General features: G+C 65.3%; 19 protein-coding genes. 5 read left to right on the top strand and 14 right to left on the bottom strand.

Going from position 1 to position 19,241, the window contains the following annotated elements; genetic code table 11:
* Window positions 1-9: 9 nt before the first annotated feature.
* From IEV87_RS05195 to IEV87_RS05145, 11 genes are all read right to left on the bottom strand, one after another.
* Window positions 10-1,230 carry a cysteine desulfurase gene (locus IEV87_RS05195; RefSeq protein ID WP_188476597.1) on the bottom strand — a complete coding sequence of 407 codons (1,221 nt, stop codon included), beginning with the start codon at window positions 1,228-1,230 and terminating at the stop codon, window positions 10-12.
* Window positions 1,230-1,820, bottom strand: a complete 591-nt coding sequence (locus IEV87_RS05190) for a YIP1 family protein (protein WP_188476596.1) — start codon at window positions 1,818-1,820, stop codon at window positions 1,230-1,232. The genes IEV87_RS05195 and IEV87_RS05190 overlap by 1 nt, the downstream gene beginning before the upstream one ends.
* Window positions 1,817-2,302: a YIP1 family protein gene (locus IEV87_RS05185; RefSeq protein WP_188476595.1), complete on the bottom strand. Its 486-nt coding sequence runs from the start codon at window positions 2,300-2,302 to the stop codon at window positions 1,817-1,819. Before IEV87_RS05185 ends, IEV87_RS05190 begins: the two co-directional genes overlap by 4 nt.
* A complete protein-coding gene (locus IEV87_RS05180; RefSeq protein ID WP_188476594.1) occupies window positions 2,302-3,600 on the bottom strand; it encodes a SufB/SufD family protein in 1,299 nt (432 codons plus the stop codon). Before IEV87_RS05180 ends, IEV87_RS05185 begins: the two co-directional genes overlap by 1 nt.
* Complete coding sequence (gene sufC, locus IEV87_RS05175) at window positions 3,600-4,355, bottom strand: Fe-S cluster assembly ATPase SufC (RefSeq protein ID WP_188476593.1); 756 nt, start codon at window positions 4,353-4,355, stop codon at window positions 3,600-3,602. The genes IEV87_RS05180 and sufC overlap by 1 nt, the downstream gene beginning before the upstream one ends.
* Before the next feature lie 23 nt (window positions 4,356-4,378).
* Entirely contained in the window at window positions 4,379-4,981 is a 603-nt protein-coding gene (locus IEV87_RS05170) for a hypothetical protein (protein ID WP_188476592.1), read from the bottom strand.
* Window positions 4,982-5,296 carry a heavy metal-binding domain-containing protein gene (locus IEV87_RS05165; protein WP_188476591.1) on the bottom strand — a complete coding sequence of 105 codons (315 nt, stop codon included), beginning with the start codon at window positions 5,294-5,296 and terminating at the stop codon, window positions 4,982-4,984.
* A gap of 4 nt (window positions 5,297-5,300) precedes the next feature.
* Window positions 5,301-5,639 (bottom strand): DMT family protein, encoded by a 339-nt coding sequence (locus IEV87_RS05160; RefSeq protein WP_188476590.1) that lies wholly within the window; start codon window positions 5,637-5,639, stop codon window positions 5,301-5,303.
* Window positions 5,640-5,661: 22 nt separating this feature from the next.
* Entirely contained in the window at window positions 5,662-7,182 is a 1,521-nt protein-coding gene (gene sufB / locus IEV87_RS05155; protein ID WP_188476589.1) for a Fe-S cluster assembly protein SufB, read from the bottom strand.
* Window positions 7,183-7,211: 29 nt separating this feature from the next.
* Window positions 7,212-8,243 carry a cysteine desulfurase family protein gene (locus IEV87_RS05150; RefSeq protein WP_188476588.1) on the bottom strand — a complete coding sequence of 344 codons (1,032 nt, stop codon included), beginning with the start codon at window positions 8,241-8,243 and terminating at the stop codon, window positions 7,212-7,214.
* A 106-nt stretch (window positions 8,244-8,349) separates the two neighbouring features.
* Window positions 8,350-8,817 (bottom strand): Rrf2 family transcriptional regulator, encoded by a 468-nt coding sequence (locus IEV87_RS05145; protein WP_188476587.1) that lies wholly within the window; start codon window positions 8,815-8,817, stop codon window positions 8,350-8,352.
* Window positions 8,818-8,992: 175 nt separating this feature from the next.
* Here IEV87_RS05145 and IEV87_RS05140 point away from each other — a divergent pair, with 175 nt between their 5' ends.
* The 5 genes from IEV87_RS05140 to IEV87_RS05120 all read left to right on the top strand — a co-directional run bounded on the left by IEV87_RS05140 (window position 8,993) and on the right by IEV87_RS05120 (window position 12,918).
* Entirely contained in the window at window positions 8,993-9,646 is a 654-nt protein-coding gene (locus IEV87_RS05140) for an alpha/beta hydrolase (protein ID WP_188476586.1), read from the top strand.
* 74 nt (window positions 9,647-9,720) lie between these two features.
* Complete coding sequence (locus IEV87_RS05135; RefSeq protein ID WP_188476585.1) at window positions 9,721-10,335, top strand: laminin B domain-containing protein; 615 nt, start codon at window positions 9,721-9,723, stop codon at window positions 10,333-10,335.
* Window positions 10,336-10,396: 61 nt separating this feature from the next.
* Window positions 10,397-10,615 carry a hypothetical protein gene (locus IEV87_RS05130; RefSeq protein WP_188476584.1) on the top strand — a complete coding sequence of 73 codons (219 nt, stop codon included), beginning with the start codon at window positions 10,397-10,399 and terminating at the stop codon, window positions 10,613-10,615.
* A 29-nt stretch (window positions 10,616-10,644) separates the two neighbouring features.
* Window positions 10,645-11,199 carry an HD domain-containing protein gene (locus IEV87_RS05125; protein WP_188478349.1) on the top strand — a complete coding sequence of 185 codons (555 nt, stop codon included), beginning with the start codon at window positions 10,645-10,647 and terminating at the stop codon, window positions 11,197-11,199.
* Between the two features lie 51 nt (window positions 11,200-11,250).
* Window positions 11,251-12,918 carry a tetratricopeptide repeat protein gene (locus IEV87_RS05120; protein WP_188476583.1) on the top strand — a complete coding sequence of 556 codons (1,668 nt, stop codon included), beginning with the start codon at window positions 11,251-11,253 and terminating at the stop codon, window positions 12,916-12,918.
* Here the strand turns inward: IEV87_RS05120 and IEV87_RS05115 are convergent.
* The 3 genes from IEV87_RS05115 to mfd all read right to left on the bottom strand — a co-directional run bounded on the left by IEV87_RS05115 (window position 12,909) and on the right by mfd (window position 19,241).
* On the bottom strand, window positions 12,909-14,411 hold the full coding sequence (locus tag IEV87_RS05115; RefSeq protein ID WP_188476582.1) for a flavin-containing monooxygenase: 1,503 nt from the start codon (window positions 14,409-14,411) through the stop codon (window positions 12,909-12,911). The genes IEV87_RS05120 and IEV87_RS05115 overlap by 10 nt on opposite strands.
* Before the next feature lie 66 nt (window positions 14,412-14,477).
* Window positions 14,478-15,674 carry a mandelate racemase/muconate lactonizing enzyme family protein gene (locus IEV87_RS22960; protein ID WP_188476581.1) on the bottom strand — a complete coding sequence of 399 codons (1,197 nt, stop codon included), beginning with the start codon at window positions 15,672-15,674 and terminating at the stop codon, window positions 14,478-14,480.
* A gap of 114 nt (window positions 15,675-15,788) precedes the next feature.
* Complete coding sequence (gene mfd / locus IEV87_RS05105; protein WP_188476580.1) at window positions 15,789-19,241, bottom strand: transcription-repair coupling factor; 3,453 nt, start codon at window positions 19,239-19,241, stop codon at window positions 15,789-15,791.

Raw genomic sequence — 19,241 nt, 5'->3', positions numbered from 1 at the left:
GACGACAGTCTAACCGAACAGATCGTGCGCCAGCTCCAGCGCCTCGATCAGCGCGTCGACCTCTTCGCGGGTGTTGTACATCCCGAAGGACGCGCGGCAGGTCGCATTGACCCCCAGATGCTCCATCAGCGGCCCGGTACAATGCTGCCCGGCGCGCACCGCCACGCCCTTTTTGTCGAGGATGGTCGAGATGTCATGCGCATGCGCCGCCCCCTCCATCGTGAAGGAAAAGATCGCGCCCTTGCCCGGAGCGTTCCCCTGGACCTGCAGCCAGTTCAGCCCCTTGAAGCGGTCCGTGGCATAGGCCGCGATATCGGCCTCATGCGCCGCGATCCGATCCATCCCGATACCGGTCAGATAGTCCAGCGCCACGCCGAACCCGATGGTCTGGACGATACCGGGCGTTCCGGCCTCGAACTTCATCGGCGGGTCGTTCCAGGTCACGGCATCCTTCGTGACCTCCCGGATCATGTCGCCGCCGCCAAGGAAGGGGCGCATCTCTGCCTGCCGTTCTGCGCGGGCATACATCGCGCCGGAACCCGACGGACCATAAAGCTTGTGCCCCGTGATCGGGTAGAAATCGCAGCCCAGAGCCTGCACGTCGACGGGCATGTGAACCGCCGCCTGGCTGCCGTCGATGACCGAGACGACGCCACGTTCCCGCGCGGCCCGGCAGATCGCGGCCACATCGACCACGGTGCCAAGCACGTTGGACATGTGGGTCACGCAGACCATGCGCGTCTTGGGACCCATGGCGTCGATCACCTTCTGCGGATCAAGCGACCCGTCCGGTTCGATATCGACCCACTTAAGCACCACCCCCTGCCGTTCGCGCAGGAAGTGCCAGGGCACGATATTGGCGTGATGCTCCATCACCGACAGCACGATCTCGTCCCCCGCCTGAAGCCGCGGCGCGGCCCAGGCGTAGGAGATCAGGTTCATCGCCTCGGTCGTGCCGGAGTTGAAGATGATCTCATCCTCCGATCCGGCGTTCAGGAACCGGGCGACCTTGGCGCGCACGCTCTCGTACTTCTCGGTCGCGAGGTTGGACAGGAAATGCAGGCCCCTGTGAACATTGGCATATTCCTGCGAATAGGCCCGCGTCACCGCGTCGATCACCACCTGAGGTTTCTGGGCGGAGGCCCCGTTATCCAGATAGACCAGCGGCTTGCCGTTCACCTCGCGCGAGAGGATCGGGAAATCCGCGCGGATCGCGTTCACGTCATACATCAGATGTCTCCGGTCGGGGTCGGAGGCGCGAAGCCCGCAACGGCTGTCAGGATCGACATGACGAGGATCAGCACGATGAAGGCCATGACCAGCGTCCCGACCGCCTTGATGATCTCGAACCCGTGCGCGGTGGCGATGAACGACAGCAGGACCCAGAGCCCCCAGATCCCCACCACCAGCATGCCGAGCCAGCCGATCAGCGGGCTGATCACCGAAATCGCGGAAATCGCGACCTGTGCCAACAGCCGGAGCGCCTGAAGCCAGATCGTGACCTTGAGCATCGCCGGGACATCCGCGACACCGCCAAGGAACCGTCCGGCATGGGCCAGCAGCAGCACCATGAGCGCGAAGAAGGCGAAGATGCAGGCCGCGACGATCAGCGGCGCGTTCGCCAGCGCCGGCGACACGAGGCCGGACCGCGCGGCCCCCGGAAGAAGCAGGCCATAGTAGATGCCGTGCAGCACCGCCACCACGGCCAGCGCCTGCCAGAGCAGCCCTGTCGGGGCCGCGTAGGCCACCACACGCCGCGCCGCACCCGCGGGGGTCACCACGGTTTCCACCGCCAGTCCCTTTACCTCGTCCCAGGTCATGCCCGGCCCCTTTCCACCGCGATCAGTCCAGACAGCCAGAACCACAGAAACGCGCCAAGTGCCAGTATCCCGGTGACGGCAGACTGCGGCCCCGGCCCGGCAAAGCCGATCATCAACCCGTTGAGAAGAAACGCAGGTCCCGCCGCCAGCACGGCCCAGAACAGTGCCATCCGCGCGGAATAGAATTCGCCCTTTCCGCCGCCAAGCCGCCCGATGAGGTGGCTCAGCCCCGCGACACCGTAAAGGATCAGCGGCAGGATGAAGACCAGAGCCATCAGAGAACCGCCGAGCGACATTTCGAGGTCCGTGCCCTTCAGATGCGCTTCACGAGCCAGCCTGGGCCACTGCGCCACGAACAGCAGCGCACAGCCCGCCATCAGCACGGCCAGTGCGCGATCTTCGCGCTGACCGGCCGACAGCCGCCGCCGCAGCACCGCGACAGGTCCGCGATAGGTGGCAAGGATGTCCCGGATCACCGACATCAGGTGCGGCGCCGTTCCAGCCAGCCTTCCAGCCGGTCCACGATTTCCGTCGCCAGCGCTTCATCCTCGATCTCCTGCACCGCTTCGGCCAGGAAGGCGAGCGTCAGGAGATCCGTCGCCGTGCCCTCCGGCACCCCGCGCGAGCGCAGATAGAACAGCGCATCTTCGTCGATCGCGCCCGAGGTGGAACCATGCGAACAGGCCACGTCGTCGGCATAGATCTCAAGCTCCGGCTTGGCGAGGAACTGGCTGTCCCCGTCCAGCAGCAGGGACTGGCTGATCTGGTAGCCGTCGGTCTTCTGCGCGTCCTTCTTCACCAGGATCTTGCCCTGGAACACGCCCGTCGCCCCGTTCCGCAGCACCTTCTTGAAGACCTGACGGCTTTCGCAGTTCACCGCGTCATGGGTAATGAAGACCGTGTCATCATGCAGGAAGTCGCCATCGCCGACACAGGCGCCCGCGACATGGGCCACAGCGTCGTCCCCGGTCAGTTCTATCACGCATTCGTTGCGCGTCAGCCTGCCGTTGGCCGTCAGAGTGAAGCTCTTGAATACGCTTTCCCGTCCGAGCCGCGCGAAGATATGCGTCGCCGCCTGCCGCTCGTGATCGCGGCCTTGCGCGCGGACGTGGTGGAAAGCGGCGCCATCGGCGATATCGACCTCCATCACCTTGTTGAGGCGCGCCGCCGCCGGACCATTTTCCAGCAGCGTCAGTTCCGCGCCCGCGTCGATCCGGATGACATGATGCAGGATTGCATCCGCCGTTTCCGAACTGCGCTCGTAGACCAGCGAAACCGGTTTTTGCGCCTTGCCCGTGACGTGGATCAGCACACCCTCTGTCGCATGGGCCGTGTTCAGCGCTGCCAGAGGCCGCGCCACGGGCGACTGCCCCCGCGCTTCGAGCACGCCGTAAAGACCCTGCGCCCAGTGGATGTCCGCGCCGGCCACCTGCGACAGGCGGTCAATACGCACCCCGGCCAGTTCCGGATCGTCGGAGGCCGCCGCATCGAAAACGCCGTCGACAAAGACCAGCCTGACCCGGTCGATCCTGTCGAAGATCGGCGTGTCTTCGACCCGGAACAGCGCGGCCGGGGCGGCCATCGCGTCGGTCAGACCGCCGGGGCGCGTAAATTTCCAGTACTCGTCCCGCGCATGCGGCAGGCCCTGCTGGACCACCCGGTCCAGCGCCGAGGATCGTGCTGCGGAAGACCAGCCGGACGCCGGAACCGGGCCGAGCGCATCAAGACGCGCCGCCGTCACGTCCTGCTTCTGGCGGGTAAGCTGTGCCGGAGCCGCCATCACTTCGCCTCCGCAAGAATGTCCGCGTAGCCGTTGGTCTCCACCTCCAGCGCCAGTTCCGGCCCGCCGGTCTTCACGATGCGCCCGTCCGCCATGATATGCACCACGTCAGGTTTGATATGGTCCAGAAGCCGCTGATAATGCGTGATGACGAGGAACCCGCGCCCGGCGTCGCGCAGCGCGTTCACCCCGTCCGACACGAGCTTCATCGCATCCACGTCGAGGCCCGAATCCGTCTCGTCCAGAATGCACATGCGCGGCTGGAGCACCGCCATCTGCAGGATCTCGTTCCGCTTCTTCTCACCGCCGGAGAAGCCGACGTTCACCGGCCGCTTCAGCATCTCCGCGTCGATCTGCAACGCCTTTGCCTTCTCCCGCACGAACTTGAGGAAATCGGTCGCCGACATCTCCTCTTCCCCGCGCGCCTTGCGCTGCGCGTTGAGCGCGGTGCGCAGGAAGGTCATGTTGCCGACGCCCGGAATCTCCACGGGGTACTGGAACGCCAGGAAAAGACCTGCCGCCGCGCGCTCCTCCGCTTCCAGTTCCAGCAGGTCTTCACCGTCCAGCGTGGCGCTCCCGCCAGTGACCTCGTAGCCGCCCTTGCCGGACAGCACGTAGGACAGCGTCGACTTTCCCGACCCGTTCGGCCCCATGATGGCGTGCACCTTGCCCGCCTCAACCTCGAGGTCCAGGCCCTTGAGGATCTGCTTGTCCTCGTCTTCCAGCTTCACCTGGAGGTTTTCGATCTTCAGCATCGTCTTTCCTTTCGTCACCCGCCTCAGAGAGGCGCGCAGATCAGTTCGATCACCCTGAGCAGCCGGTCCGCAGGGACCGGCATCGGGGTGACCTCGAATATCGCCAGCCGCCCGACCATGCGGGGCTGGCCCAGAAACTCCGTAACGCGGTGATAGGCCTTGCGCCCCGCGTAATCGTCGAACAGCAGTGTCACCGGTTTCGCCGTACGGAAGGCCGTCGCCAGCGCGCAGCCGACACGGAACCGTCCGTCCACCAGCACCACGTCGGGCGCGATCCCCCGTTCCCAGACCCGGAGCGGATAGGACGGGAACCGCCGCCATCCCTCGTGGCTCGCAGGATGGCCCCAGTCCTTGGTCGGACCGATGTCGGCATGCACTACCTCCACCGGGCTGGCACCGGGGTTTTCCGCGAACCAGCCGCGCATCATCGCCGCCCAGTCCGCATCGCTTTCCACCGACACGACCGTCTTGCCCGGCAGTTCGGAGGCCAGCACCGTCGACCCGCCCGACCCGTATTCCAGGATCGACGCCGTCGCCCCATAGGCCTGACGCAGCACGGCGGCCTCGGCCTCCGGCATGCTCAATTCAGGGCGTTCGATCCCCTTATGGACAGCGGCGGCCATCATTCACCCGATCACCACCGCCGTACCGGAGACGGAGACCATCAGCATCGAATCCCCGACCACCTCATAATCGAGGTCAACACCCACGACCGCATTCGCCCCCATGGCTGCGGCCCGGTGTTCAAGCTCCCGCATCGCCGTGTCCCGCGCATCCTGCAGCTTCGCCTCATAAGCGCCCGATCGCCCGCCGACGATATCGGTGATCCCGGCAAAGAAGTCGCGCACCACGTTGGCGCCCATGATCGCCTCACCCACCACGATGCCGCGATAGTCGGTGATCCGTTTGCCCTCGATGCCCTGTGTCGTCGTGATGATCATACCGCTACCCCCTGAAAACCAGTGCCGCCCCGCAGGCGATCAGCCCGAATCCCGCCAGTGTCGTCAGCGACAGCTGTTCCTTCAGCCAGAAGGCCGAAAACCCCGCGAAGACCACCAGCGTGATGACTTCCTGCATGGTCTTTAGCTGTGCCGCCGTATAGACCTGATGCCCGATCCGGTTGGCCGGCACCGCCAGCCAGTACTCGAAAAACGCGATCCCCCAGGACACCATCACCGCAATCCACAGCGGCGCGGTCTTGTGCCCCAGATGCCCGTACCACGCGAATGTCATGAAGACGTTCGACGCGATCAGCAGCACGACCGGCAGGATGTAGGTCGACATTCATCGGCAACTCCAAGGGGCCTCAGCCCACGGACCCCTCAAGCGAAATCGCCACCAGCTGCTGCGCCTCCATGGCGAACTCCATCGGCAGCGCCTGAAGCACCTCGCGGCAGAACCCGTTGACGACCAACGCCACGGCCTCCTCCTCGTCCATGCCGCGCTGGCGGCAATAGAACAGCTGATCGTCGTCCACTTTCGACGTCGTCGCCTCGTGTTCCACGCGGGAGGAATTGTTCTTCACCTCGATGTAGGGAACCGTATGCGCCCCGCACTTGTCCCCGATCAGCAGAGAGTCGCACTGCGTGTAGTTGCGCGAATTCTTCGCCTTCGGATGCATGGAAACAAGCCCGCGATATGTGTTCTGGGCCTGTCCGGCAGAAATCCCCTTGGACACGATCCGGGACTTCGTGTTCTTGCCCAGATGCACCATTTTGGTGCCCGTATCCGCCTGCTGCCAGTTGTTGGTGATGGCGATCGAATAGAACTCCCCCTGAGAGTCATCGCCGCGCAGGATGCAGGACGGGTATTTCCACGTCACCGCCGACCCGGTCTCGACCTGCGTCCACATCACCTTGGACCGGTCGCCCCGGCAGTCGGCGCGCTTGGTGACGAAGTTGTAGATCCCGCCCTTGCCATTCTCGTCGCCCGGGAACCAGTTCTGGACGGTCGAATACTTGACCTCCGCATCCTCCTCCAGAACGATCTCCACCACCGCCGCGTGCAGCTGGGAGGTGTCCCGCTTGGGCGCCGTGCACCCTTCGAGGTAGGAGACATAAGCCCCCTTGTCCGCGATGATCAGCGTACGTTCGAACTGGCCGGTGTTCTCCGCGTTGATGCGGAAATAGGTCGACAGCTCCATCGGGCAGCGCACCCCCGGCGGGACATAGACAAACGACCCGTCCGAGAAGACGGCGGAATTCAGCGTCGCATAGAAGTTGTCCGACACCGGCACGACCGATCCGAGGTATTTCCTCACCAGATCCGGATGCTCGCGGATCGCTTCGGAGATGGAACAGAAGATGACGCCCGCCTTCTTCAGTTCCGCCTGGAATGTCGTCCCGACCGAAACGGAGTCGAACACCGCGTCCACGGCCACCTTGCGGCCCTCCGCAGGCGCATCCTCAGCCCCTTCGACACCGGCAAGGATCATCTGTTCCTTCAGCGGGATCCCCAGCTTCTCATAGGTCGCCAGAAGCTTCGGATCGACCTCGTCCAGCGACTTCGGCTTCACCTCCATGCTCTTGGGCCTGGCATAGTAATACTGCTTCTGGAAGTCGATCTCGGGATAGTCGACCATCGCCCAGTCCGGTTCCTGCTTGGTCTTCCAGCGGGCGAACGCCTCAAGACGCCAGTCAAGCATCCACTCCGGTTCACCGTTCTTTTCAGAGATCAGGCGGACGATGTCCTCGTTCAGCCCCATGGGGGCGTAGTCCGTCTCGATCTCCGTGTCCCAGCCGTATTTATAGGTCGATACGGCACGGACGGCATCCACCGTCTCCTGATCGACGCCGTCCTTGACCTGCGGCTCTTCCGTCATGCTCATCTCAAGCCTTCCTTTCTGTCGCGGGCCGCTCACGCCGCTCGGGCGCGGTGCTTGTCCCGCTGCGCCAGCCAGCGATCGGCAAAGCGCATGATTTCATCTTCCGTCGTCTCCGGCCCAAGCGAAACGCGGATCGCGCTCGCCGCCTGAACCGCGTCATATCCCATGGCCCGCAGCACCCGGCTTTCCCGGACCTTGCCGCTGGAACAGGCCGATCCCGCCGACACGGCAAACCCCGCCAGATCCATCTGCATCACCTGCGTCTCGCCCTTCCACCCGGCCGAGATCAGGCAGGAGGTGTTCGGCAGCCGGGGCGCCGCTGTGCCAGCGATCACCAGCCCCTCCGCCTCACCCGTCAGCCGCGCTTCCAGCGCGTCGCGCAGGTCCCGCACCCGGTCCCAGACACCGGCGTCGAGGTCGCGCATCGCCGCCTCTGCCGCCGCGCCGAACCCGGCGATCCCGACGACATTCTCCGTCCCGGCCCGCCGGCCCATCTCCTGGCCGCCGCCTGTCAGCTGGGCCGCCACATCCGTCCCGCGCTGCAGAACAAGCGCGCCGATCCCCTTCGGACCGCCGATCTTGTGAGCGGATATAAGAGCCATCCGGCAGCCGATCCAGTTGAACGCCACGGGAATTTTACCGAACGCCTGCGTCGCGTCGCAGACTTCCACCCCCGCAGGCAGATCCTGCACCACCCCGGTTTCGGAATTCGCCAGCTGCATCACCGGCGCGGGGGCGATCCGCCCCGCCCCGTCCACACCGATGTCGCCGGTCACATGCCCGGCCACAGCATCATGCTCCACCGCAGCGCCCTGCAGATCGCGCCCGGCCAGGGCCAGCGCCGCCGCTTCCGTCGCACCAGAGGTGAAGACGACATCCGCCCCTTCCGCCCCGAACGCCCGCGCGACCTGCGCGCGCGCCTTCTCGATCAGCGCCTTCGCCGCACGCCCCTCTGCATGCACGGAAGACGGATTGCCCGCGACATCCATCGCCGAGATCATCGCCGCCCGCGCCTCGGCCCTCAACGGCATCGTCGCGTTATGATCTAGGTAGACCCGGCTCACGACGGCCGCCCCTTCATCTTGCCGAAAGTATCCCGGGGGATGAATTGGGCCCGCACGGGCTCAAGAAGGGGGCAGCGCCCCCTTAGCCCGTGCCACGCCAACGCCATCACGCGTCCTCCTCGTCCACCACGGCGAACAGATTCGGAACGGCGGGACAGGGTGCAAGCCCGTTGCCGACCACGTCCGACAACCGCGTCTGGTGCAGGAAAACATAGACATGCGCCGACAGACCTTCCCACAGCCGGTTGGTCACCGACTGGGCCCGGCTGCCCGACAGGCCGCCGCTGGCCCCCGCGCCCTTGTGCATGGCGTCAATCGTCTCGTCCACAGCGGCCAGCACGTCGATCACCCGGATGTCCGACGCAGCCCTCGCCAGCCGATATCCGCCCCCCGGACCGCGCACCGATTCCACAAGCCCGGCGCGGCGCAGCTTGACGAACAGCTGTTCAAGATACGGCAGGGAGATGTCCTGACGCTTGGACACCCCGGCCAGCGTCACGAGCCCGTCTGCAGGCTGCAGCGCAATATCCGCCAGCGCGACCATCGCATATCGCCCCTTGGTGCTGAGTTTCATGACCGACCATCCTGCATTGACCGCCCGCGACCGAATCGCGAATTCATTGACGTTGCCGGAACAACAGCTTATCTCGCTCCCAGCCCGTCCGCCGAGCCTCTGGCCCGGCTTTAGAATCTTTCTAAGGTGCTTGACCAAAGTAGTCAAGAAATCGAGCGCCAAACAGGAGACGTTGATGCCCGAGGTCATTTTCCCCGGTCCCGAAGGCCGCCTCGAAGGCCGCTATCACCCGCAGAAAGAACGCGACGCTCCGATTGCCATCATCCTGCACCCGCATCCGCAGTTCGGCGGCACGATGAACAACAAGGTGGTCTACAACCTGCACTATGCGTTCCATCGCATGGGATTCACCGTTCTGCGCTTCAACTTCCGCGGTGTCGGCCGGTCGCAGGGCGAATACGATCAGGGTATCGGAGAGCTCTCCGACGCCGCCTCCGCGCTCGACTACCTGCAGTCGATGAACAACAACTCCAAGCATTGCTGGGTCGCGGGGTTCTCCTTCGGCGCCTGGATCGGCATGCAGCTGCTCATGCGGCGTCCCGAGATCACCGGGTTCATCTCCGTCTCGCCGCCTGCCAACATGTACGATTTCTCGTTCCTCGCACCCTGCCCGTCCTCGGGCCTGATCATCAACGGCACCAACGACCGCGTGGCCCCGCCCGCGGACACCACGGCGCTGGTCGGCAAGCTGCAGGAACAGAAGGGCATCACCGTCACCCATGAACAGATCGACGGGGCGGGCCATTTCTTCGAGGACCCGCACATGGACACGATGATCGGCACGGTGTCGGACTACGTGAAGCGCCGGCTTACCGAAACGAGCCGCTGAGTCCTGCGCGCAAGCCCTTGCGCGCAGACCCCTGACATGCAAATCTCCGCCCGTTTTCAACAAGGAGCATTTGCATGTTCAAGTATATTGCCGCACTCGCATTCTGCCTGACCGCAGGCGTTGCCCAGGCCTCCTCGGTCACGTCGACCTTCGACACCGACGATGAGGGCTGGACTTTCTCCGGCGACACCAAGGCCCCGAAGGGCTGGAACGCGGCCGGGTACCTCGAAGCCACGGACCAGGCCAACGGCGGCACCTGGTACTATGTCGCTCCGACCAAATTCCTGGGCAACAAGGCGGCGGCCTTCGGACAGACCCTGTCCTACGACCTCTACCAGAACACCACGTCGAACCCCTTCGACCGGGACGAACTGATCCTGACGGGTGGCGGCATGACGATCACCGGCAACCACGCCCATCCCGGCACGGCCTTCACCTCCTACAGCATCGCGCTCGATTCCTCCTTCGCCTGGATGATCGGCTCCTCGGTTGCGACCGATGCGCAGATTCTGGCTGTGCTGTCCGACCTCGACAGTCTTTGGATCCGCGGCGAATATCAGGACGGTGGCGACTACGGGCGTCTCGACAACGTCGTCATGGGCCTGAACGCCGTGCCGCTACCGGCCTCTGCCCTGCTGCTCGCCGGTGCCTTTGCCGGGATGGGCGCGCTGCGCCGCCGCCGCGGCTGAGCGCTGGACCTGTTCGCAGACCCATGTCACAAGGGGCCGACCGCAAGGAAGGCCCCTTTTCATGTCCGCCACAGTAGACCGCATCGCCTCCAAGCTCGCCGATGAGGCGCTGAAGGTCATGGACCAGACCGGCAACGAACGCTTCTACGTTGAGGTCGGCGACCTGATCGGCTCCGCCTCCCAGACCCTGGAAGAAGCCTTCCTGACCGAGGTCCGCGTCCGCCTCGCCGCACGCCAGGCCATGGCCTATATCAAGAAGCACAAGGCCCCGGAGACGTGAGCGACCCCGACGGTCGCCTTGACGCCCAGATGACCTTTCTGGGTGAGGCCGAAAAGCTTCGCACCGTCCTGCGCGCCACCCCGATCGGCGACGGATCGCGGCCCGAAAACTCCGGCGAACATTCCTGGCACCTCGCGCTCTATGCGCTCGTTCTGGCCGAACATGCGCCCGCGGGTGTGGCGATTGATCGTGTCATCCGCATGCTGCTGATCCACGATATCGTGGAGATCGACGCCGGCGACGTCCCCATCTACGCCCAGACTGCCGAAGGACAGGCCCTGACCGACGCCGCCGAACAAGCCGCCGCCGCACGTATCTTCGGCCTCCTCCCCGACGATCAGGCCGAGGAGATGCTGGCCCTGTGGCAGGAGTTCGAAGCCGCCGAAACACCCGACGCCGTCTTTGCCAAATCGCTCGACCGGTTCCAGCCACCGAACCTGAACCTCGCCTCCGGCGGCGGGTCCTGGACAACCTACAGCGTCACCTTCGATGTGCTTGATCAGCGGGTCGGACGGCCTGTCCGGCGTGGCGCACCGGCGCTCTGGGACTGGATCGCGCCGAAGATCCGCGCCTTTCTCGGCTGACACGGCTTTGCTTGCGGTGCTAGCCTCCGCCGGAACAACGCGGGGCCAGACATGCGCGACGATTACTACGACCTCGGGACCTACCGCCTGTCCGTCACCACCGGATCGGAGGAGGCGCAGATCTGGTTCGACCGCGGCCTCGCCTGGACCTACGGCTTCAACCACGAAGAGGCGATTGCCTGCTATCGCCGCGCGCTCGACCACGACCCGGACTGCGCCATGGCCCACTGGGGCATCGCCCATGCGGCCGGCAACAATTACAACATGGACTGGGATTTGATGGACGCCGCCATGCGCCAGTCCGCGCTGGACCTCGCCTATCCCGCGACCCAAACCGCGCTGACCCACGCCGACCGCGTCACGCCGGTCGAGGCCGCGCTGATCCGCGCCCTGCCCGCCCGTTACCCGGCCGCGACCCCGCAAAAGGACATGTCCCCCCGCACCGACGCCTTCGCCGGTGCCATGCGCGATGTCCTGCGCCGCTTCCCCGACCATCCCGACGTTGCCGCGCTCACCGCCGAAGCGATGATGAACCGCACGCCCTGGGCCATGTGGGACCTGGTCACCGGTGCCCCGGCCGAAGGGGCGGACACCGCCGAATGCCGCGCCCTGCTGGAACGCGCGCTCGCCCTGCCCGGCGGCATGGCGCATCCCGGACTGCTGCACCTTTACGTGCACCTGATGGAGATGTCGCCCACGCCCGAAGCCGCCCTGCCCGCCGGGGACGTCCTGCGCACGCTGGTTCCCGATGCCGGGCACCTTGTCCACATGCCCACGCACATCGACATCCAGTGCGGCCACTACCACAACGCCGTCTTCTGGAACGAACGCGCGGTGGAGGCCGACCTGAAGTACCATGACCGCGCGGGGGCCGTGAACCTCTACACCGGCTACCGGATGCATAATTACCACTTCATCATCTACGGTGCGCTGTTCCTCGGTCAGATGGCCCCGGCGATGAAGGCGGTGCAGGGTCTGCGCGACACCACCCCGCCCGGGATGCTGGAAATCACCTCACCGCCCATGGCCGACTACTTCGAGGCCTATCTCGCGATGGAGCCGCATGTCCTGATCCGTTTCGGCCGCTGGCGGGAGCTGCTGGCGATGCCCCTTCCCGACAACCCCGGCCTGCACGCCACGCTCAACGCCACCCTGCTCTACGCAAAGGCGCTGGCCCATGCCGCGATTGGACAGGTGGATGAGGCGCTTGCGATGGAACAGGAATTCCTGACCGCCGAGGTGCCCGAAACCCGCTGGCTGCACACCAATCGCGTGGTCGATCTGATGGCGGTCGCGCGCGAGATGCTGCGCGGAGAGATCCTCTATCGGCAGGGCCGGTTCAATGAGGCCTTTGCCACCCTGCGCCGCGCCGTCGCGCTGGACGACGGGCTGCGCTACGACGAACCCTGGGGCTGGATGCAGCCGACCCGCCACGCGCTTGGCGCATTGCTCTTCGAACAGGGCCACGAGGCGGAGGCAGAGCAGGTCTATCGCGAGGACCTCGGTCTCCTCCCCGGCCTGCGGCGCGCCTGCATCCACCCCGACAACGTCTGGTCCCTCAAAGGCCTGCACGACTGCCTTGCCGCGCGCGGGGACCGGATCGAACTGCCCGCCGTCCGACAGCGGCTTGACCTTGCGCTGGCGCGGGCGGATACGGAGGTCGCGGCCTCCTGCTTCTGCGCGCAGGCGGCGATGAGCTCCTGCTGCGGTCAGCCGTAGCGGAAGACCTCGCTTTCAAGGTCGATGGCGGCGAATTCGTCCTTTTCGACCCAGTAGTCCTGTGACAGCTTCCATTCCGTTTCCGCACCACGTTTCGGCAGCAAATGCTGCCCACGCATCAGGTAACCGGGGTTGAAGTCGTCTTCCTCGGCCCAGTCGAACAGCTCCATCTCGGGATCGGGCACCTGCGGCACGACCGACGCCGCCTGCCGGTCCCGCATATGGCCAAGAAGCCGCGTCACGAACTGCGCGATGATCTCTGCCCTGAGCGTCCAGGACGACCGAAAGTAGCCCATCACCCAGACCAGGTTCGGCACGCCGGTGAACATCATGCCCCGGTATCCGACCGTGTCATGGAAATCGACCGGCCTTCCGTCCACCGCAAAATCGATGTCCCCGAAGGCGCAGAGGTCGAAACCGGTCGCCGTCACCACCACATCCGCCTCAAGCAGCGTGCCGGAACGCAGGCGGATTCCCCCGGTTTCGAACCGTTCGATATGGTCCGTCACGACGGAGGCCTTGCCAGAGGCTATCGCCTTGAACAGATCGCCGTTCGGAATCCGCGCCAGCCTCTGCCGCCACGGGTCGTAGGTCGGCGTGAAATGGGTTGCGAGGTCATAGTCGTCGCCAAGCGCCTTGCGCGCATTTTCCAGCAGGTCCGCCTTCACCTGTTCGGGCTTTTCGAAGCAGAGGGTGGCGAAGTCCCGGCTGTTGACGAGGATCTGCCGCCGCACGATTTCATGGATCCAGGCCTCGTCCACCTGCAGGTTGCGCAACTGGCTGGCGATGGTGATTTCGTTCCGCTCGCTCGCGAACCACGTCGGGGAACGCTGGAGCATCGTCACATGCGCCACCTCCTCCGCCACGTTCGGCACCAGCGTCGCGGCGGTCGCGCCGGAGCCGATGACCACCATGCGCCTGCCGGAATAGTCGTAGTCCTCCGGCCAGTGCTGCGGGTGGATCACGTCGCCGCCGAAGTCGTCCAGCCCCGGCCAGTCCGGCGTGTAGCCCCTGGAGTGCCGGTAGTATCCCTGGCACATCCACAGGAACCGCGCACGCAGTTGCACGCGTTGCCCGGTGGCCGCGCGGACCGCCTCGACCGTCCACAGGCTGTCGCGCGACGACCACTCCGCCCAGCCGACCCGCCAGCCATAGTGGATCGCATCACCCAGATCGTTTTCCGCGATCGTCTCGCCCATGTAGGCCCGGATCTCCTCCGCCGTCGCGATAGGGGGGCCGACCCAGGGCTTGAACCCATAGCCGAAAGTATGCAGATCGCTGTCCGACCGGATGCCCGGATAGCGATGCGTCTGCCAGGTTCCGCCAAAGCTCTCCTGATCGTCGAGCACGGCAAAGCTGTCCCCCGGCCGGTCGACCTTCAGGTACCGCGCAGCACAGATGCCCGAGATCCCCGCACCGACGATCAGCACGTCGAGCGTATGGTCGATCTGCGTCAGCCGGTCGTCCGATCCGATGGCACTTTGCTGGTTCATCGCCGCATTCCTCCCTGACCCGAGGGTCGGGGACTGCGCGGCGAATGGCAAGACCCATTCCGGAGCCTACCAGTCGGCGAGCACCTCCGGCATCCAGTGCACCTCCCTGCGGCTGGCGCGGTAGTAGCAGCGCCCGTGGGTCTCCAGAGCCTTCATGTCGATATCGAACCCCAGCCCGGGCGTCTGTGGCATGTGGAACCAGGCGTCCTCGTGCAGGAAGGGCGCGGTGAAGATCATGTCACGCGCCTCGGGGATCCATCCCGGAGGAGCGAGCGGGTATTCGAACAACTCCGTCGCCGCAAAGCCGCTTGCCGCGAAGACATGGGCGTTGGCGATGAAGCCGAAGCCGTTCGACCAGCAATGCGGCGTGAACCTTGTGCCCATCTCCTTCGCCAACTGGCCGAGTTTCATAACCTGGCCGACCCCGCCCGCCCACATCACGTCCGGCTGGTAGATCGAATAGCACCCCATCCGCATCATCCGCGCGACCTCGGAATAGCCCATGAGGTGAAGTTCGCTCCCCGCCACCGGTACGCGGGAATAGGCGGAAAGCGCAGCCATCTCCTCGTGCCATTCGCCGAACAGCGGCTCCTCCACCCAGGCCAGACCGGCATCGGCGGCGGCGTCGCAGAACCGTTTCGCCCGATCCAGCGACCACTGGGGCGCATCGCCGCTCGCGGTCAGACGGAAGGCCTGATTGACGTCGACGGCGATCCGCATCCGGCCCTGCATGTGCTGCGCGATATCCGTGATCTGTGCGATATCCACAGCCTCATCGAAATCGTGCACCCGGACCTTCATGGTGGTGAACCCTTCGGACAGACGCGCCTCCGCCTCCTCGCGCCGGGCGCCGAGGTCCTTGATCTCTCCGCCCGAAGCATACAGCGGGATGCGGTCGTCCGTGCCGCCAAGAAGCCTGTAAAGCGGAACGCCCGCCATCTTCGCCTTGATGTCCCAGAAGGCCGGCTCGATCCACCAGTTGAAACTGCCGCCCGCCGCCATGATCCCGATGCGTTCGGCGACAAAGTCGATATCCGTAATGTCCTGCCCCAGAAAGAGACCGGACAGCTGATCCCCCAGCCCCGCACGCTCGCGCCCCGAAGCGGGAAAACCGCTCCAGCCCTCCACACCTTCGTCGGTGATGAACCGCGCGAGGATCATCGACACCTGCGTGCGCACCAGACCGGGGATCCAGGACGGCCGGTGCGGCGCAGGCAGCGGAGTCCGGACAAGATAAAGCTCGATGCGGTCGAGTACGGGCAAGGCGGTCCCTCCTGGAATGCCGACCGGGAAGGTCCGGCCGCTGAGAAGAGCCTAGGATCGGAATGGTCTTGCCGACAGGGCCAATATGGGCGCGCCGCCAGACCAATCCTGACGTCAGGCCGGGTCCACCTTCTTCGCCAGGTCCTGCGCGATGGCAAAGGCACCCTTGATCTTGTCCGCGTCGTTCTTCCAGTCCCGGCGGATCACGATCCGGTTGTCCTTCACCTTGGCCAGCCCCTTCTGATCCTTGATGAACTCCACCAGACCGGCGGGGTTGGCGAACTTGTCGTTGTGGAACAGGATCGTCGCCCCCTTCGGCCCGCCGTCGAGCTTGGCGATCCCTGCCCGTTTGCACATCGCCTTGATGCGCACGATCAGCAGCAGGGTATTCACCTCTTTCGGCAGTTTCCCGAACCGGTCGATCAGTTCAGCGGCGAACCCTTCAAGCTCCACCTTCGTGCTGAGAGACGACAGCCGGCGATACAGACCAAGCCGCAGGTCGAGGTCGGGAACATAGTCTTCCGGTATCAGAACGCTCACGCCTAGGTTGATCTGCGGCGCCCATTGATCGTCGCTTTCGGTCAGCCCTTCTAGCTCGCCCGCCTTGATCTTGGCGATCGCCTCTTCCAGCATCGTCTGGTACAGTTCGTAGCCCACGTCGCGCATGTTGCCCGACTGTTCTTCGCCCAGAAGATTGCCCGCACCCCGTATGTCGAGGTCCTGGGAGGCCAGCGTGAACCCGGCCCCGAGGGTATCCAGAGACCCCAGAACCCGCAGGCGTTTTTCTGCGGAAGGTGTAAGTTTTACCCGAGGTTTAGTCGTCAAGTATGCATAGGCACGCGTTTTTGCCCGACCGACCCGCCCCCTGATCTGGTAAAGCTGCGACAGGCCAAACATGTCCGCCCGATGCACCACCATCGTGTTCGCCGTCGGGATATCGAGGCCCGACTCGACGATTGTGGTCGCCAGCAGGACGTCAAACTTTCCGTCGTAGAAGGCGTTCATCCGCTGGTCCAGCTCCCCCGCCGCCATCTGCCCATGGGCGGTGACATAGGAGACCTCGGGCACTTCACGCTTCAGGAAATCCTCAACCTCCGCGAGATCGGTAATGCGCGGAACCACATAGAACGATTGCCCCCCGCGATAGCGTTCCCGCAGCAGCGCCTCACGGATCGTGACGGCGTCGAACTCCGACACGTAGGTCCGGATAGCCAGCCGGTCGATCGGCGGTGTGCCGATGATCGACAGGTCCCGAACGCCTGACAGCGACAGCTGCAGGGTCCGCGGGATCGGCGTCGCGGTCAGGGTCAGGACGTGCACGTCGGATTTCAGCTGCTTCAGCCGCTCCTTGTGGCCGACGCCGAAGCGCTGTTCCTCATCCACGATCAGCAGGCCGAGGTTCTTGAACCGCACGCCCTTTGCCAGCAGGGCGTGTGTGCCGATGACGATGTCGACCGTGCCCTTGGCCAGGCCTTCCCGCGTCTTTTCGGCATCCTTGGCCGACACGAAGCGCGACAGCGGAGCGACGGTAAGCGGAAAACCACGGAAGCGTTCGGCAAAACCCTGATAGTGCTGGCGGGCCAGCAGGGTAGTCGGCGCGATAACCGCCACCTGCACGCCCGACATGGCTGCGACGAAGGCGGCCCGCAGCGCCACCTCGGTCTTACCGAAGCCGACGTCGCCGCAGACCAGACGGTCCATCGGATGCCCGGATTCGAGGTCCCCGAGCACATCGGCAATGGCCGACAGCTGATCGTCTGTCTCCTGATAGGGAAAGCGCGCCTGAAACGCGTCCCACGCCCCGTCGGGCGGGTCGAGGATCGGTGCCTTGCGCAAGACCCGTTCGGCGGCCACACGGATCAGCCGGTCCGCCATCTCGCGGATACGTTCCTTGAGCCGCGCCTTCTTCGCCTGCCACGCCCCGCCGCCAAGCCGGTCGAGAAGCCCCTCCTCATGCCCGTACTTGGACAGAAGTTCGATATTCTCGACGGGCAGGTAAAGCTTTGACTCCTCGGCATACTCGAGGACGAGGCACTCATGCGCAGCGCCCGCCGCGGTAATGACCTCCATCCCCAGATAGCGCCCGATGCCGTGGTCCACATGCACCACCAGATCACCGGGGGACAGCGACTGCGCCTCTGTCAGGAAGTTGTCGGCCCGCCGCTTGCGACGCGCGCCCCGGATCAGCCGGTCGCCCAGGACGTCCTGTTCCGAGATCACGGTCAGCCGCCGATCCTTCCACGGCCCCTCGAACCCGGCCTCGAGAGGCCAGACGGCGAGGTGCAGGCCCGATCTGGTGATCCCCCCTGCATCGCGGATTGAGACCGCGCCGACGAGCCCCTCATCCGCGATCAGCCCCTCCAGCCGTTCGCGCGCCCCGTCGGAATAGGAGGCGACCACGACCGGCCCCTCCGCCATCTTCCTGCGGACATGATCCGCCAAAGCTCCAAACAGGCTGACGTTTTCCAGCTGCCGCTCGGGCGAGAAATTGCGCCCGACCCGCCCGCCGCCGTCCACCACGCCGGGGCCGGAGGCACGCGGAAGGGGCGACATCTGAACCAGCCGCTGCCCGGCCACCGCAGCCTCCCACGCTGCTTCGTCAAGGTAGTGAAGCGCAGGTGGCACGGGCTTGTAGACGGAATCCAGCCGGTCGCGCTTTTCCAGCGCCAGCTTCCGGGTCTCGTACTGGTCCCTGACCGTCTCCCATCTCGCCAGCCGGACCGCCGTCGCCTGATCGTCCAGCATGACCGACGCACCGGTCAGATAGTCGAACAGGGTCTCCAGCCTGTCGTGGAAGAAGGGCAGCCAGTGTTCGACGCCCTGATGCTTGCGCCCCGCACTCACCGCCTCGTACAGCGGGTCGTCGGTGCCGGCCGCGCCGAACTCGATCCGGTAGTTCTGGCGGAACCGGGTGATCGCGGCGTCGTCGAGGATGACCTCGGACACGGGGGCCAGTTCGACCATGTCCAGCTTTTCCGTCGTGCGCTGCGTCCCCGCATCGAAGCGGCGCGCCCCGTCCAGCACGTCACCAAACAGGTCGAGCCGCACCGGCCCGCCCTCGCCCGGCGGATAGATGTCGACGATGCCGCCGCGCACCGCATAGTCGCCGGGTTCCGTCACCGAGTGGCTTTGCGAGAACCCCATGCGGACAAGGAAGTTGCGCAGCGCCGCCTCATCGATCCGGTCCCCGACGCGGGCGGTGAAGGCGGCCTCCCGAAGGACTTCCCGGGCCGGCACCCGCTGCGTGACCGCATTGACGGTGCTCAGCAGGACGAACCGCTCCGGCATCCCGTGCACCAGTGCCGCGAGGGTCGCCATCCGCGTGGCGGAAATGTCGGCATTCGGCGATACCCGGTCATAGGCAAGGCAATCCCAGGCCGGAAACTGCACGACCGGCATGGACGGGTCGAAGAAGCGCAGGGCTTCGGCCATGCCCGCCATCCGCTTGTCGTCGATCGCGACATGCAGCACCGGGCCGCCCCGCCGCGCCACCTCGGCCAGCACCAGAGAGGCGTCGAACCCTTCGGGTGCCCCCCCGAGGGTGATCCTGTCGCCGGTCGCCGCCAT

The sequence above is a fragment of the Primorskyibacter flagellatus genome, assembly GCF_014638275.1.
Lineage (GTDB): Bacteria > Pseudomonadota > Alphaproteobacteria > Rhodobacterales > Rhodobacteraceae > Pseudooceanicola > Pseudooceanicola flagellatus_A.
Note: the sequence above shows the minus strand (reverse complement) of the source record. Positions and strands in the feature narration are given on the sequence as shown.

Excerpts from the sequence above, each read along its gene's own strand:
- IEV87_RS05195 (WP_188476597.1), bottom strand. The coding sequence starts at position 1,230 with ATGTATGACGTGAACGCGATCCGCGCGGATTTCCCGATCCTCTCGCGC.
- IEV87_RS05190 (WP_188476596.1), bottom strand. The coding sequence starts at position 1,820 with ATGACCTGGGACGAGGTAAAGGGACTGGCGGTGGAAACCGTGGTGACC.
- IEV87_RS05185 (WP_188476595.1), bottom strand. The coding sequence starts at position 2,302 with ATGTCGGTGATCCGGGACATCCTTGCCACCTATCGCGGACCTGTCGCG.
- IEV87_RS05180 (WP_188476594.1), bottom strand. The coding sequence starts at position 3,600 with ATGGCGGCTCCGGCACAGCTTACCCGCCAGAAGCAGGACGTGACGGCG.
- sufC (WP_188476593.1), bottom strand. The coding sequence starts at position 4,355 with ATGCTGAAGATCGAAAACCTCCAGGTGAAGCTGGAAGACGAGGACAAG.
- IEV87_RS05170 (WP_188476592.1), bottom strand. The coding sequence starts at position 4,981 with ATGATGGCCGCCGCTGTCCATAAGGGGATCGAACGCCCTGAATTGAGC.
- IEV87_RS05165 (WP_188476591.1), bottom strand. The coding sequence starts at position 5,296 with ATGATCATCACGACGACACAGGGCATCGAGGGCAAACGGATCACCGAC.
- IEV87_RS05160 (WP_188476590.1), bottom strand. The coding sequence starts at position 5,639 with ATGTCGACCTACATCCTGCCGGTCGTGCTGCTGATCGCGTCGAACGTC.
- sufB (WP_188476589.1), bottom strand. The coding sequence starts at position 7,182 with ATGAGCATGACGGAAGAGCCGCAGGTCAAGGACGGCGTCGATCAGGAG.
- IEV87_RS05145 (WP_188476587.1), bottom strand. The coding sequence starts at position 8,817 with ATGAAACTCAGCACCAAGGGGCGATATGCGATGGTCGCGCTGGCGGAT.
- IEV87_RS05140 (WP_188476586.1), top strand. The coding sequence starts at position 8,993 with ATGCCCGAGGTCATTTTCCCCGGTCCCGAAGGCCGCCTCGAAGGCCGC.
- IEV87_RS05135 (WP_188476585.1), top strand. The coding sequence starts at position 9,721 with ATGTTCAAGTATATTGCCGCACTCGCATTCTGCCTGACCGCAGGCGTT.
- IEV87_RS05130 (WP_188476584.1), top strand. The coding sequence starts at position 10,397 with ATGTCCGCCACAGTAGACCGCATCGCCTCCAAGCTCGCCGATGAGGCG.
- IEV87_RS05125 (WP_188478349.1), top strand. The coding sequence starts at position 10,645 with ATGACCTTTCTGGGTGAGGCCGAAAAGCTTCGCACCGTCCTGCGCGCC.
- IEV87_RS05120 (WP_188476583.1), top strand. The coding sequence starts at position 11,251 with ATGCGCGACGATTACTACGACCTCGGGACCTACCGCCTGTCCGTCACC.
- IEV87_RS05115 (WP_188476582.1), bottom strand. The coding sequence starts at position 14,411 with ATGAACCAGCAAAGTGCCATCGGATCGGACGACCGGCTGACGCAGATC.
- mfd (WP_188476580.1), bottom strand. The coding sequence starts at position 19,241 with ATGGCGGCGACCGGCGACAGGATCACCCTCGGGGGGGCACCCGAAGGG.